12 protein-coding genes and 1 pseudogene are annotated in these 14,252 nt (G+C 61.5%); 8 read left to right on the top strand and 5 right to left on the bottom strand.

Annotated features, from left to right (window positions below; all coding sequences use genetic code 11):
* Nucleotides 1-51: 51 nt before the first annotated feature.
* Nucleotides 52-831 (bottom strand): alpha/beta hydrolase, encoded by a 780-nt coding sequence (locus NVV93_RS07410; RefSeq protein ID WP_258253787.1) that lies wholly within the window; start codon nucleotides 829-831, stop codon nucleotides 52-54.
* Between the two features lie 269 nt (nucleotides 832-1,100).
* Between NVV93_RS07410 and NVV93_RS07415 the strand changes: the two genes are divergently transcribed.
* On the top strand, nucleotides 1,101-2,234 hold the full coding sequence (locus tag NVV93_RS07415; RefSeq protein ID WP_258253788.1) for an FAD-dependent oxidoreductase: 1,134 nt from the start codon (nucleotides 1,101-1,103) through the stop codon (nucleotides 2,232-2,234).
* 14 nt (nucleotides 2,235-2,248) lie between these two features.
* Complete coding sequence (locus tag NVV93_RS07420; protein ID WP_258253789.1) at nucleotides 2,249-3,055, top strand: SDR family oxidoreductase; 807 nt, start codon at nucleotides 2,249-2,251, stop codon at nucleotides 3,053-3,055.
* Nucleotides 3,056-3,163: 108 nt separating this feature from the next.
* Here NVV93_RS07420 and NVV93_RS07425 read toward each other — a convergent pair whose 3' ends face one another.
* Nucleotides 3,164-4,072, bottom strand: coding sequence for a LysR family transcriptional regulator (locus tag NVV93_RS07425; protein WP_258253790.1), 909 nt, complete (start codon nucleotides 4,070-4,072; stop codon nucleotides 3,164-3,166).
* A 506-nt stretch (nucleotides 4,073-4,578) separates the two neighbouring features.
* Here NVV93_RS07425 and yegS point away from each other — a divergent pair.
* The 3 genes and pseudogenes from yegS to NVV93_RS07440 all read left to right on the top strand — a co-directional run bounded on the left by yegS (nucleotide 4,579) and on the right by NVV93_RS07440 (nucleotide 7,461).
* Nucleotides 4,579-5,498 (top strand): annotated as a pseudogene (yegS, locus tag NVV93_RS07430) (lipid kinase YegS).
* Between the two features lie 111 nt (nucleotides 5,499-5,609).
* On the top strand, nucleotides 5,610-6,536 hold the full coding sequence (locus tag NVV93_RS07435) for a chemotaxis protein CheV (protein WP_258253791.1): 927 nt from the start codon (nucleotides 5,610-5,612) through the stop codon (nucleotides 6,534-6,536).
* A gap of 118 nt (nucleotides 6,537-6,654) precedes the next feature.
* A complete protein-coding gene (locus NVV93_RS07440; RefSeq protein WP_258253792.1) occupies nucleotides 6,655-7,461 on the top strand; it encodes an MOSC domain-containing protein in 807 nt (268 codons plus the stop codon).
* Nucleotides 7,462-7,492: 31 nt separating this feature from the next.
* Here NVV93_RS07440 and NVV93_RS07445 read toward each other — a convergent pair whose 3' ends face one another.
* Nucleotides 7,493-9,424: a transglycosylase SLT domain-containing protein gene (locus NVV93_RS07445; RefSeq protein WP_258253793.1), complete on the bottom strand. Its 1,932-nt coding sequence runs from the start codon at nucleotides 9,422-9,424 to the stop codon at nucleotides 7,493-7,495.
* Between the two features lie 188 nt (nucleotides 9,425-9,612).
* On the opposite strand from NVV93_RS07445, the gene NVV93_RS07450 reads away from it, so the two are divergent.
* Both NVV93_RS07450 and NVV93_RS07455 read left to right on the top strand, forming a co-directional pair.
* Entirely contained in the window at nucleotides 9,613-11,532 is a 1,920-nt protein-coding gene (locus NVV93_RS07450) for an ATP-binding cassette domain-containing protein (RefSeq protein ID WP_258253794.1), read from the top strand.
* Nucleotides 11,533-11,555: 23 nt separating this feature from the next.
* On the top strand, nucleotides 11,556-12,242 hold the full coding sequence (locus NVV93_RS07455; RefSeq protein ID WP_258253795.1) for a DUF6901 family protein: 687 nt from the start codon (nucleotides 11,556-11,558) through the stop codon (nucleotides 12,240-12,242).
* Nucleotides 12,243-12,276: 34 nt separating this feature from the next.
* On the opposite strand, the gene NVV93_RS07460 is transcribed toward NVV93_RS07455, so the two are convergent.
* A complete protein-coding gene (locus NVV93_RS07460; RefSeq protein ID WP_258253796.1) occupies nucleotides 12,277-12,717 on the bottom strand; it encodes a universal stress protein in 441 nt (146 codons plus the stop codon).
* Between the two features lie 81 nt (nucleotides 12,718-12,798).
* On the opposite strand from NVV93_RS07460, the gene NVV93_RS07465 reads away from it, so the two are divergent.
* Nucleotides 12,799-13,236: a hypothetical protein gene (locus NVV93_RS07465; RefSeq protein ID WP_258253797.1), complete on the top strand. Its 438-nt coding sequence runs from the start codon at nucleotides 12,799-12,801 to the stop codon at nucleotides 13,234-13,236.
* A gap of 71 nt (nucleotides 13,237-13,307) precedes the next feature.
* Here the strand turns inward: NVV93_RS07465 and NVV93_RS07470 are convergent, their stop codons facing one another.
* A complete protein-coding gene (locus tag NVV93_RS07470; protein WP_258253798.1) occupies nucleotides 13,308-14,120 on the bottom strand; it encodes a hypothetical protein in 813 nt (270 codons plus the stop codon).
* Between the last annotated feature and the right edge of the window lie 132 nt (nucleotides 14,121-14,252).

Raw genomic sequence — 14,252 nt, forward strand, 5'->3', positions numbered from 1 at the left:
GCTTGTTGTCTCTGTCGTTGGTTGATTCCGGCAACGCTGTGCCGGCTCGGGTTAGTCCACAAAGAACTGGCGGAGCAGGCGCTTCACCTCGGCGGGAGCCTCGTGGTTGCCGATGTGGCCGACGCCGGCGATGATCGCCAGGGTGCTGTGCGGGTTCTGCTCGGCCATTGCCTGCATGTCCGGCACCGGGCCGCCGCCATGGTCGTGCTCGCCCGCTACCAGCAGGGTGGGCACGCGCAGTTCGCTGAAGCGCGCGCTGAAGTCCATCTCGATGAAGGCCTGCACGTAGGCGAGATAACCGTCCAGCGTGGTGTTTTTCATCATCTGCCGCAGCAGTTGGTCGACGTCCGGATGCGCGGCGCGGAAGTCGGCACTCAGCCAGCGGTCGACGGTGACGTCGGCCAGCTTGTCGATACCCTGAGCCTGGGCCGCCTCGCAGCGCGCGCGCCAGAAGTCGCGGCGATCATCCGGCTGACGCGGCCGGCAGCAGAAGGCGGCGATGCGTTCGACCCGCTCGGGATGCTCGATGCCCAGCGCCAGGGCCAGCGAACCGCCGAAACCGAGGCCGACCAGGCCGCTGCGCTGGATGCCCAGGCTGTCCCAGAGTTGCACCACGCCTTCGCGGATGTCGGCAAAGCGGCAATCCTGCGGTGGCGCCGGGCTGTGGCCGTGGCCCCAGGGGTCGAAGCGCAGTACGCGAAAGTGCGTGGCTAGCGCCGCGGCCTGTTCGGCCCAGAAGCCGGCGTCGTTGCCGATGCCGGGAATGAAGGTCAGCCAGGGTGCCCCTTGCGGGCCCTCGACGACGTGGTTGAAGGTGGGCAATGCTTTCATCGAACAGACTCCTATCGCTTGCCGCACGTTTTACGAACCTCGCGCCGCGCAAGCTAGCTGCGCAGCTGGATTGCAGCTATCCAGTCCGTGCATGGCTGCCTACAGCCGGAAACTGCATCCGGAAATAGAAAGCTGAGATGCAGCTTCGGGGGCTGCTGGTGGCGGTGGACGGGATTAGGATGCTGCGCACCATGTACGGCGGCGCGCTGATGCGCTGACCCATAACAACAACAGCGGTGGGCGCACGCGCCCGGCCCGAGGGCTATCTCATGGCTGCACCTGTAGTAAGCAACGTCCTGATCGTCGGCGGCGGTTTTTCCGGCATGTCGGCGGCCATCGAACTGCGCAAGCGCGGTATTTCCGTCGACCTGGTCGAGATCGATGCCGGCTGGCGCAGCTATGGTGCCGGCATCAGCATCGGCGGCCCTACGCTGCGGGCCTTCCGTACGCTGGGCATCCTCGAACGCTTCCTCGACGAGGGCTATGCCTGTGATGGCCTGGACATCTTCTCGGCGGAGGGTCAGCTGCTGACTCAGGTAGCGACGCCGCGCATCGCCGGCGACGAGGTGCCAGGCAGCGGCGCGGTGATGCGTCCGGTGCTGGCGAAAATACTCGCCGACGCCACCCGTGCGGCCGGCGCCAATGTCCGTCTTGGCTGCACGCTGACTGATCTTGAGCAGGACGCCGAGGGCGTCAGCGTAGGCTTCAGCGATGGCACGCGGGGTCGCTACGATCTGCTGATCGGCGCCGACGGCCTGTATTCCCAGTTGCGTGAGCGCCTGCTGGCGGAGGCGCCGACACCGCGCTACAGCGGCCAGGGCGTGTGGCGCGCAGTGCTGCCACGCCCGGCCGGGATCACCTGCACCATGCTGTGGGTGGGGGCGCAGCTCAAGGTTGGCCTCAATCCAGTGTCCCGCGACGAGATGTATCTGTTCGTCAATGAAAACCGCCCGGTCAACGACTTTGTGCCGCCGGAGCAGTTCCTGGAGCGCTTGAAGGCGCTGTTGGAGCAATTCTCCGCGCCAGAGGTGAGGGCCGCGAGTGCGGCGCTGAACGAGGACTCGCTGGTGGTGTTCCGCCCATTGGAAGGCCTGCTGGTACCGCAGCCCTGGTATCGCGGGCGCGTAGTGCTGATCGGCGACACCGTGCACGCGACCACACCGCATCTGGCTTCGGGAGCCTGCATCGGCATCGAAGACGCCATCGTCCTGGCCGAGGAGCTGGAGCGTGCCGCCGGACTGCCGGCCGCGCTGGATCGCTTTCAGTCGCGCCGCTGGGAGCGTTGCCGCCTGGTGGTGGAGAACTCCGCGCGCCTGGGTGAAATCGAAATCTCCGGCGGCGACAAGGCCGAGCACATGCGCATCATGCATGAGTCATTCGCCGCCCTGGCCCAGCCCATATGAGCGAGGAATCTGCAATGTCGTTGCTGAAAGACCATGTCGTGCTGGTGACTGGCGGAGGTTCCGGCCTGGGCTTGGGGCTGGCGCGCCATTGCCTCGCCGAGGGCGCAGAGGTGGTGATCTTCGAGATATCCGCAGATAAGGTTCGAGCGCTGCGTGAGGAGTTCGGTCCTGACGTGCTGATCGTCCAGGGCGACGTGACCAGCCTTGCCGACCTGCGCGCCTGCCGCGAGGCGATCACTGAGCGTTATGGTCGCCTCGATGCGCTGATCGGCGCCCAGGGCATCTTCGATGGCAACGTGCCGATTCTGGAGATGCCCGAGGAACGGCTCGACGCGTTGTTCGAGGAAGTCATGCGGGTCAACGTCAAGGGCTATCTACTGTCGGCCCGGGTGTTCGGCGAGTTGCTACGCGCCAGCCAGGGCGCGCTGGTGCTGACCACCTCGACGGCGGCCTACGCCGCCGATGGCGGTGGGGCGGTGTACAGCGCCAGCAAGGGCGCCATTCGCAGCCTGGTGGGCCAGTTGGCATTCGAGTTTGCCCCGCTGGTGCGGGTCAATGCGGTGGCGCCGGCGGGTATCGCTAACAGCCAGTTGAGCGGGCCGCGTTCGCTGGGGCTTGATGCGCAGAAGCAGTCGGATATTCCCCAAGACGCCTTCCTGTCCATGTTCCGCTCGCTGAGTCTGCTGCAGGAACTACCGACGCCCGAGGATCACGGCCCGCTGTATGCCTTCCTGGCCTCGCGGCATAACCGCATCATGACCGGGCAGACGGTGGTGGCGGACCAGGGCCTGCTCAATCGCGCGGTGCTCAACCGGGGCTGATGAGGCCCCGGTGGTTCCGATGGTTCCCACGCTCCAGCGTGGGAACCTGATCCGGGGACGCTCTGCGTCCCGCAGACACAGAGCGTGGGAACGATCAACTGCGGCGGCTCAGACGCGGTTCTTCAGCAGCAGCGGCACTTCCTGCTCGATCAGCTTCTGCACCGTGCGCGTCGCCAGGCTGCTGGGGCGGCGCAGCGAGCTGGCCAGCACCACGCTGCGCATTAGCTCCGGCTTGACGATGCGGGCGACCGAGAAGCGCGGGTCGTCGATGTGTTCGAACAGCCCCGAGATAATCGCATAGCCGCCGCCAGCGGCGACCACTTCCCATTGCAGGCGTATCGAGTCGGCCTCCACGGCGCAGTCGAAAAAGATGTCATGGGTCTTGGACAGCCTCTCCAGACGCATGCGCAGGGGGTGGGGGCGCGAAGGCAGGACCAGCGGCAGGTTCTGCAGGGTGGCCAGCTCCACGGTGGTCTGGGCGACCGCGGGGTCGCCGGCGCGGCCCACCAGCATTAACTTGGGCTGGACCAGCACGGATTCGTCCGAGGACGAGACATCCGCTTCCCTGAGCAGCAGGGCCATGTCGATGCGCCCTTCGTTGAGCAATTCCTCGAGGTGCGCGCTGCTGCCGTCGCAGAAGTGCAGCTTGACGCGCGGATAACGCTCGCGGATCAGCCGATACAGCGGCCCGGTGATGGGCGCGACGGTGGACGGCAGCAGGCCGACGCGCACCTCGCCGACCGGCACGCCGCCGGAGGTGCGGATCACATCGGAGATTTCCTCGGACTCATCGGCCAAGGACTCGATGCGCGGCAGAATCTGCCGGCCGAACTCGGTCAGGGTGACACCGCGTCCGGTACGGTTGAACAGGCGTACGCCGCAGTCCCGTTCGAGTTGGGAAATATGGCGGCTGATCATCGATTGTGGCACGTCCAGTGCCACGGCGGCTTGGGTCAGGCTGCCCAGCTTGGCCACCTTGATGAAGTGATGCCACTTGGGATCCAGGATTGGTTGCAAAGGTGGGCCTCCGGAGAGATGTGGGTGGTTAGAGTTGTTCGAGTTCCACATCTTTCGCGGATTATTCCATGCCTCAGCAGCGGGTCGCCATCCGACCAAAGCGGTCTAGGCGGTGCGGATGCCCAGATGCACAGGATGTCGCTATCGGGGCGCAAGCGTGACGAGGCTGGGGATGCCGCTACCGACTTGCTGTCCCTGCAGATCGAGACAAGACAATCCATCGAAACGCTCTAGGACAAAATCCGATTTCAGTACCGCTTCATGCAGATCGTGAGTGTGTAGGTCGAACGTCAGCCGAGCGGGGGCTGGGGATATTGGCCCTTGTAACCTGCGCGGTATCGGTTTTTACGGGATATCGTTTTTACAACTGGTTTGTGGGCTGCTGGCAAGGTGGAAGTGCCAGCGCCCAGATTTCTCCCGTTCGTGAGGGCTGCTGAGACGCACCTGTAACGTTTCTCTGCTCATTGCGGTCTATTCCTGCAGTAACCATTGATGGGAAAACGGTAATGAGCGAACGCAAGGCGTTTTTGATCCTGCACGGTAAGCAGGCGCTCAATGAAGAGGTGCGGGCAGCGGTCCATGCCAAGCGTGAGGAGGGTTGGGAGTTGGCGGTGCGTCTAACTTGGGAGGAGGGTGATGGCTGCCGGTTGGTCGATGAGGCGCTGGCGGCGGGATATCCGATCCTCATTGCTGGCGGTGGCGACGGCACATTGCGCGAAGTCGCCGAGGCGCTGGCGCTGTCCGCCGCGGATGCCAGTCTGGCGCTGTTGCCACTAGGAACCGCCAACGATTTCGCTCGCGCTGCTGGCGTGCCGCTGATCCCAAGCGAGGCCCTGGCGTTGTTGGAGGTGCTTCCGCGGTTCATCGATTTGGGTGAAGTTGGCGACCAGCTGTTTCTTAACATGGCCACGGCGGCTTCGGCTCGAATGTCACTGCCAATACCTCGGACGACTTGAAAAAAGTCCTAGGTGGCGCGGCTTATCTGTTGACCGGCTTGAGCCGTTTTTCCGAAGTGCATTCGTCGTTTGGCAGCTTCACTGGGCCGGACTTCGCCTGGGCTGGTGAGTTTCTCGCCTTGGGTATCGGCAATGGCCGTCAGGCGGGCGGCGGCCATGAGTTGTGTCCGCAGGCCATGGTCGACGACGGGCTGCTCGATCTGTGCATCGTGCCGGCGGCCCAGGACCTGATGGGGACTCTGGGCACGCTGTTGTCTGGAGGGATGCGTGGACTGGAGGCGGTGTCGATAAACGCGCGCTTGCCGTGGATCGAGATCGATGCCCCGGAAGGTCTGGATGTGAACCTCGATGGCGAACCTCTAGAAAGTAATCACCTGCGTTTTGCCGTTCGTTCGGCGGCGCTGCGCGTGCATCTACCGGCAGGCTCGCCATTGTTGAGTAACGACCTCACTCCGGTCTCGGGCCAGTAGAAGGCTCTATTTGTAGCTGATATCCATGTGCCGTCATTCGCCGGCTTCATGCTTTTACGGTAACTGCCGATAACGCATGCAACAAACATCTTCGCAGCCCAGGAGTAGACGATGGCCGGCATTCTTGAATCGGTGGATCAGCGCACCCAGCTGGTGGGCGAAAATCGGCTGGAAATTCTGATGTTCCGTCTGGCTGGCCGCCAGCTGTTCGCGATCAATGTATTCAAGGTGCAGGAAGTCCTGCACATGCCCAAGCTGACCTTGATGCCGCACCGTCACCCGTTTGTTTGCGGGGTGGTCAGTTTGCGCGGCCAGACGCTGCCGGTGATCGACCTGTCGCGCGCTATCGGCATGCGTCCGCAAGCTGCCGATGAGAAAAGCACCATCATCGTCACCGAGTACAACCGTTCGGTGCAGGCGTTCTTGGTCAGTGGCGTCGACCGCATTCTCAACCTCAACTGGGAGTCCATCCTGCCGCCACCCGGTGGAGCGGGTCGCCAGCATTACCTGACGGCAATCACCAAGGTCGATGAGCAACTGGTGGAAATTATCGACGTGGAAAAAGTGCTGGCCGAAATCGTGCCCTACAAGGCGAAGATTTCTAATGATCGACTCGCCGATCCGTTGTTGGAAAAAGCCCGTGGCCGCGAAGTGCTGCTGGTCGATGACTCCAGCGTGGCCCTGGCGCAACTGCGCGACACCCTGGTGCAGCTGGGATTGAAGATGCATATCGCCAGCGACGGACTGAAGGCACTGACCCAGTTGAAAAAGTGGGCCGACAGCGGCGAGGTGATGACCGACAAGCTGCTGATGATCTTCACAGACGCGGAAATGCCGGAAATGGACGGCTATCGCCTGACCACCGAGATCCGCAACGATCCCCGCTTGCGTGAGCTGTACGTGGTGATGCACACCTCGCTGTCGGGCAGTTTCAACGATGCGATGGTCAAGAAGGTCGGCTGCGACAACTTCCTCTCCAAATTCCAGCCGGATCGGTTGGTCGATGTCATCCGCGAGCGTTTGCAACTCGACCAGTGAGCGCGTGTCGGGCGTAGGCGGAGGCCGGCGCGCGGTGCGGTTTCCTGTGGCTGGGCTTGAGCTGGCGGGCAGGGCTTCCGTATAACGGAGCTTTGACCGCCAGGGCAGGATGCAGGCCATGCTGAAACTTTCCGCGCTTTACCGTTTTCCCCTCAAATCGGGCCTCGCCGAGCCGCTGCAGGCCGCGCAGCTGGACGCCCTGGGCATGGCCGGCGATCGGCGCTGGATGGTCGTGGATGCAGCCAGCGGACGTTTCCAATCGCAGCGCGCTTTGCCGCAGATGACTCAGATTTACGCGCGCTGGAACGCCGCCGGTGGCCTGACCTTGCAGGCGCCAGGGCGACCACACCTGGATATCCCGCTGCCGGACGCCGATAGCGCGGTGCGCGGGGTCACGGTGTGGAGCGACAGCATGCTGGTGCCCGACGCTGGCGATGAAGCGGCCGCCTGGCTCAGCGAGTTACTCGGCAAGTCCTATCGGTTGGTGCAGGTCCCCCAAGCTCGTGCGCGGCAGATCAACACGAGCTATGCCGAACCGGGGGAGAAGGTCAGTTTCGCCGATGGCTTCCCGTTGCTGTTGATCGGTCAGGCCTCGTTGGACGATTTGTCGGCACGCGTCGGTCGACCATTGGAGATGCTGCGTTTTCGTCCCAATCTGGTCGTTGAAGGCAGCGAGCCGTATGCCGAGGACAGTTGGAAGCGCATCCGCATCGGCGGCATGCAGTTCCGCCTGGTCAAGGGCTGCAGTCGCTGCATCATGACCACGCTTGATCCTGTCACCGGCGAGCGCAACGCCGACCGCGAGCCATTGGCGACCCTCAAGACCTATCGCGAGCGGGACGGTGATGTGTACTTCGGCCAAAACCTGATCAACGAAAATCAGGGCGAACTACGCGTGGGCATGCAGGTAGAAGTGCTGGAGTAGGTTGGCGCTGAGCGCCAACCTGGATAGCGGCTTATTGATCGTCGAAGTAGCGCTCATGCCATTCGACCAATGGTTGCGGCGCGTTGAGCTTGTGTCCGTAGATCACCGAGTAGGACAGCACGTTCTGCACGTACTGGCGGGTTTCGTCGAACGGAATGCTCTCCACCCACACGTCATAGGCCAGATGGTCGGTGCCTTTTAGCCACTGACGCACGCGGCCGGGGCCGGCGTTATAGGCGGCGGAAGCCAGCACGCGGTTGCCATTGAACTGGCCATGAACCTGACTCAGATACGCGGCGCCGAGCTGGATGTTCTTCTCCGGCACGAGTACCTGTTGCGGTGAGGCCAGGGAAATACCGAATTTGCGTGCGGTTTCCTTGGCGGTCGCCGGCATCAGCTGCATCAACCCGGTGGCGCCAACGCCGGAGCGCGCGTCGGCCATGAAGGCGCTTTCCTGCCGGGTGATGGCGAATACCCAGCTGGAATGCAGGCCGCGGGTGCGGGCCTCGCGAACTAGGGTCGGTCGGTAGGCCATCGGGAAGCGCACATCCAGATCGTCCCAATACTGCGCCTGGCTGATGGTGCGGATCGCCGGGAAATACCATTCCATGTCGTACGCCAGGCGTGCCTGGGCGACCAGCTCGTCACGGCTGAACAGGCGGCTGACGTAATACCACTCGCGGCGCCCATCGACGATTTGCCCGCGTGCATGGAATTCCAAGGCCCGACGAATGCCAGCGGTATTGCGTACTTTTTGGATGACCTTTGGGTCCAGTGCCAACGGTTTGTTGTTCAGTTGATACGCCGACTTGATCTGGTCGGCAGCCATGAAACCGTAGAAATCACGCTCGCGCGCCACCGGCTGGTAGAGGGCGATCGGCTCGCGGCTGTTCGGCTGCGCCAACTGCAGGCTGCGCGCTTGCCAGTAGCGCCAGCGGTTGGTGCTGGCCAGCTCGGGCGGGAGCTTGCGGCTCAGCTGGTAGGCGTCATCCCAGCGGCCGAGGCGCAACAACAGGCGCATGCGCCATTCGCTAACGGTGTTGTCACGCAGCCCTGGGTCGTATTGGGTCATTACGGCCAGGGCGCGAGAGTCGAAGCGCTTGGCGAGGGTCAGGCCAATTTCGCGGGCGATGGCGACCTTCTCTTCGGTCGAGAACGGCAGGCGCTTGCTGTACACATCGAGCAGATCGAGGGCCTTTTCCGGATCTTGACGCGCCAGTCGCCGCAGGCCGAGGCCGGCAACGTCAGCCATGGTCTCGCTGGCCGGCGTGAAACGAGCGACTTGCGTGAGCATCAACGGCTTCTGCGCCACGTCGATCATCAGCTGACCCTGAGTGGACAGAGTCGGCAAGGTTTTCACCAGGTGATTGGCCAAGCCATAGTTGCGTGCCTCAGCCGCCAGTTTGGCGCGCTGCCAGCGTTTGGCTTCGGTCAGTTGGCCGCGGCTGCTCCACATGCTGAACAGCGCTTCACAAGCGTCCGGTTGGGATTTGCCGACCAACCAGAGCTTTTCGGCGCTGGCATAACCTTCGGCTTCCAGGCCATGGCTGAGTTGGTACTGGCCATATAGGCAGTCCAGCTCGGTGAAATTCATCTTCGGATCGTAATAATTGACGAAAGTTTTCCATTCGCCACGTTCGGCCAGCCAGCGCAGCCAGCGCAATTTCATCCAGTTGGCTTGCGGCAGGTCGCCATGCTCGGCGAGGAATTTCTCGATTTCGGCATTGCTGGCGGTTTTCAGACGGGCGGTTAGCTCGTCATACGCCAGATAAGGTTCCAGCGGATAGTCACGCAGGGCGCTGGCGTACATCCGATAAGGGCCGCTATTGCCCTTGGCCAAGGCGCGTTTGGCTTCGTCGTAATAGAGGCGCTGCTGGGCCAGGCTGGCGGCTTGTGCGGCGCTAATACTGGCGACGGAGAGAAAAAGGCAGGGCAACAACAGGCTGAGCAGACGACCGCGCATGACACATCCGAAAATAACGGGTACAGAAAGAAGCACGGCAGGCAGGCCGGCATTGAACGCGCCTAGCTTAGCCTTTTGCCATGAGCCGGTGAAAGTGCTGCGCCGCTGCGGGAAACATCAGGCAAAAATGCCCGGCTGGCCGCAGCGCAAAACGGGTAGAATGCGCCCCCAGTTTTTCGGAGGTGCCCATGACCCTGCTCAAGTTCAGCGATGTGTCCCTGGCCTACGGCGCAATGCCGCTGTTGGACAAGGTGTCCTGGCAAATCGCCCGTGGCGAGCGGGTGTGCATCATCGGCCGTAACGGCACCGGCAAGTCCAGCATGATGAAGCTGGTCAAGGGTGACCAGAAGGCCGATGAAGGGGCGATCTGGCGTGCCCCTGGACTGAAGATCGGCGAATTGCCGCAAGAATTGCCAGTCGCCGACGAGCGGACCGTGTTCGACGTGGTCGCCCAGGGTCTGGACGGCGTTGGCGAACTGCTTGCGCAGTATCATCACCTGAGCCAGAACATTCACTCCGCCGAAGATCTGGACAAGCTCATGCATGTCCAGCAGGACCTCGAAGCGCGTGACGGCTGGCGTTTGCAGCAACTGGTGGACAGCACCCTGAGTCGCCTGCAGCTGCCGGCCGACAAGACCCTCGCCGAACTGTCCGGCGGTTGGCGTCGTCGTGTTCTGCTGGCCCAGGCGTTGGTTTCCGAGCCGGATTTGCTGCTCCTCGATGAGCCAACCAACCATCTCGATATCGGGGCGATCGCCTGGCTGGAAGAGGCGCTGACCGGCTTCCAGGGCGCAGTACTGTTCATCACCCACGACCGTTCCTTCCTGCAGAACCTGGCCACCCGGATCCTCGAGTTGGATCGCGGTGGTCTGATCGACTGGAATGGCGACTACGCCAGCTTCCTGGTGCACAAGGAAGCCTCCTTGGCGGCTGAAGAAACCGCCAATGCCCTGTTTGACAAGCGTCTGGCCCAGGAAGAGGTGTGGATACGTCAGGGCATCAAGGCTCGTCGTACCCGTAACGAAGGTCGGGTGCGGGCCTTGAAGGCATTGCGCGTCGAGCGCAGCGAGCGCCGTGAGCGCACCGGCAAGGCCAATATCCAGCTGGAAACCGCGGACAAGTCCGGCAAGCAGGTCATGGTTCTGGATAACGTCAGCTTCGCCCACCCGGGCGGCCCGTTCCTGATCAAAGACTTCTCCATGGTCTTGCAGCGCGGCGACCGTATCGGTCTGCTCGGCGCTAACGGCACTGGCAAGACCACCTTGCTGAAACTCATGCTCGGCGGTTTGCAGCCAACCAACGGCACGGTCGAGGAGGGGACACGCATCGATGTGGCATATTTTGACCAATTGCGGCATCAGCTGGATCTGGAAAAGACCGTAATCGACAACGTTGCCGAAGGCCGTGACTTCATCGAGATCGACGGCCAAAGCCGGCATGTCCTGAGTTATCTCGGCGATTTCCTGTTCAGCCCGCAGCGCGCCCGCACGCCAGTCAAGGCGCTATCCGGCGGCGAGCGGGCACGTTTGTTGCTGGCCAAGCTATTCAGTAAGCCAGCCAACCTGTTGGTCCTTGACGAGCCGACCAACGACCTCGACGTGGAAACTCTCGAGTTGCTCGAAGAGGTCTTGCTGACCTTCCAAGGTACCGTGTTGATGGTCAGCCACGACCGAGCCTTCCTCGACAACGTGGTGACCAGCACCTTGGTTTTCGAAGGCGAAGGGCAGGTGCGCGAGTACGTCGGTGGCTATCAGGATTGGCTGCGTCAGGGTGGTTCTCCACGCTTGCTCGGCGTGGGTGAGAGCAAATCGGGCAAGGCCGAAATGATTGCTCCGGCGCCGGAGCCAGCCACGACAGAGGCTGTAGTTAGCGAAGTCGTTCCGGCGGCGAAGAAAAAGTTGAGTTACAAGTTGCAGCGCGAGTTGGAGGCTTTACCGGCTCTGATCGAAGCTCAGGAAAACAAGATCGCAGCGGCGAATGCCGAAATTGCCGATCCGGCTTTCTACCAGCGCCCGGCAGGTGAAACTGGTGGAGCTTTGCAAAAACTGGAAACTTTGCAGCATGAACTGGATGCCCTGCTGGAACGCTGGGCCGAACTCGAAGAATAAGAATAATAGGTAGGGAGACAGGGATGGCGATTGAGTATCGCATCAGCCTCGATAGTGGGCACGAGTTGAACTACCGCATTGAGCTGGAGCGGGGTTATGACCGTGAGCGAGCCGAACAAGCACCGGCGTGGGCTCGTCTGGAGCATCAGCAATGCAGCAATTGTCCGCTCAAGCGCGAGGACTACAGCCATTGCCCGGCCGCCGTCGACTTGCATCGGGTAGTGGAAGATTTCCATGGTTTGCCGGCGTTCAAGAAGGCCGAATTCTGGGTGCGTACTCCCGAGCGGGAATACAGCAAACAGGCGGGGTTGGAGGAAGGCTTGCGTGCTCTGCTGGGGGTAATCATGGCGACTAGTGATTGTCCAATGCTGGGAAAACTCAAGCCGATGGCGCACAACCATCTGCCGTTCGCCAGCAATCAGGAGTTTATCCTTCGCGCGGTTTCACTGTATCTGGCCCGCCAATACTTCAATCAGCGCGAAGGGCGGCGGCCCGATTGGGAGCTCAAGGGGCTGGTGCGTTTGTTCCAGCAGCTGCAGTTAGTCAACCAGGCGTTCTGGCAGCGAATTCATGACACCTGCGAGGGCGATTCGAACCTCAAGGCCTTCCTGACGTTCTTCTCCATGTCTTCGAGCATGACCTATTCGCTGGAGACCCAGCTGCAGAAAATTCGCCCGCTGGTAATGAGTGCAGGTGATTCGCTGGAGTAAGGCGAGCCGCCTTTGGAAACGGCTCGCCGTTAGCTTACTCGGGCTTTTTCAGGCGTACGGCCAATACGTCGCAAGGCGCACCATGCAGCACGTCGTTGGCCGTCGAGCCGAGGAGTAAGGCAAGCCCATGGCGGCCATGGCTGCCCACGACGATCAGGTCGCAACCTTGCTCTGTGGCGAGCCGATGGATTTCCTGGCGCGGTTGGCCGTAGACCAGATGGCGGTTGTCAGCACCCAGTTGCGGATAGCGGCCGGCAAAGGTATTCAGCCGTTCGCGAGCCTGGTCGAACTGCTGTTGTTGAAGCATCGATAAATCCATCGGTACATCACCACCAAACGCCATCGCCATCGGCTCGACGATGTGTACCAACGACAGCTTGGCCTGGCTGCTGATGGCAAGTTCCTGGGCGCGTTGCATGACCGGGTGACATTCTTCCGACAGGTCGATGGCGATCAGAATGTGCTGGTAGGGCATGAGATGACTCCTGAGGTGAACGATGAACTTAAGTATGGCCGTCCTGGCCGTTTGCCGCGATTTCCCTGTGAGATATAGCTTATGACCTGGTGGATAGTGATATTGCTCACGATGGCGGCGCTCAGTCCGCTGGCCTGGTTGCGGCCTTCGCGCCGTCAGGGCCGCCAGATTACCGTGCGCTTGGAAGCGCGACGTCGTGGGCTGGGGATGCAATTGGTGTCGCAGGAATGGCCACATTGGTTGGCGCTGCAGCCGCCGAGCCCATGCGCCCAATACCACCGCCCGCGTCGCGCGGGAAAGGTCGATAGCTGGAGCTATTGGCAATTGGCGCCTGGTCAGTGGGTCAATCAATGGCGTGAGCCCTGCACCGACACGCGCTTGAACGAGCATTTCGAGACTTTGCCAGCGGATGTCTTTAAGGCGGAGGCGGACCGGCAAATGGTTGCGTTGTACTGGGGTGAGGGGAGCGAAGAGGGCGCTTTGCAGCGCATCGCAGCGGCCTTGCAGGGGCTGGCATAAAGCAAGAAAAAGCCCGATGCGAACATCGGGCTTCAAGTGGCCAGGCAGGCCGGTAATCGCTGAATTACTGCTTAGAGCTGGGCTACTGAGTACTGCGCGGAGACGGCTTCCAATCCTTCGATGATGCGATCTGAGTACTTATTGACCAGGAAGGGTACGCTTTTCTCGTTGTAGTTTTGCAGGGATTTTTCGATATAGCGCCATTTGGTGCCGATATTTTCCAGTGCCTGATTGATCTGCGCGGTGTTTTGCGGGGCCTTTTCCATGCTGTTGAGCTTCTCGGAAAACGTCTTGACCAATTCTTCGATGGGCGTCGCTCCCTCTGCACTGCCATAGAACGAGCCGCCAACCGACGCGCTGCGCGAGGCGTAATCGACCGCGATGGTCTGCATCAATACGCTTTGTTCACGGCTTTGTTGAGTCAGCGGCGGTACTTGCACCGCACCTTCTTGCTGAATTTTTTTGTACAGCTCGGTGCTCAGCTCAAGCAGCTGTTGATTACGCGCGGCGAGATCGGCAATCGGCTGTAGATCGGTAAAGCCGTCACTCTTCAATGTGCTTACCAGACCCTGGAGTTCACTTTCGTAGGCCTGCCATTGACTGTCGAGCTGACCGCGTAGGGCTTGGGAAGAGTCTCCAGGCATCTCACCGATTGCTTTGAGTTGTGTGTCCGCTTGCTGTAGCGACGCCTCGATCATTCGCGCGTAACGCTGATCGCCTTCCATGCCGTTGTACATATAGAAGTCGCCCAGGGTCTTCTGGGCGGCGAGGCGGACTTGATGCAGTTTCAGTAAGTCGTCGGCCGGCGCGGCAAAGGCGCTGGAAGCGCTGGCATACAGCAAGACGCTGAGCGAAAGAGTGCGCACGCATAGGCGTATTGTCATGGGAACTGCTCCATGTTGCCCGCAGGCTTGTTGTTTTCTTGCCAAGTAGTGGCATTTTGGGACGAATGTACCCGTCGTTAAACGGTTTGGCTAGAAGCGTGCGCTGGTACGCAATCCGCGAACTGCCAGGGC

The organism is Pseudomonas sp. LS44 (assembly GCF_024730785.1).
GTDB lineage: Bacteria > Pseudomonadota > Gammaproteobacteria > Pseudomonadales > Pseudomonadaceae > Aquipseudomonas.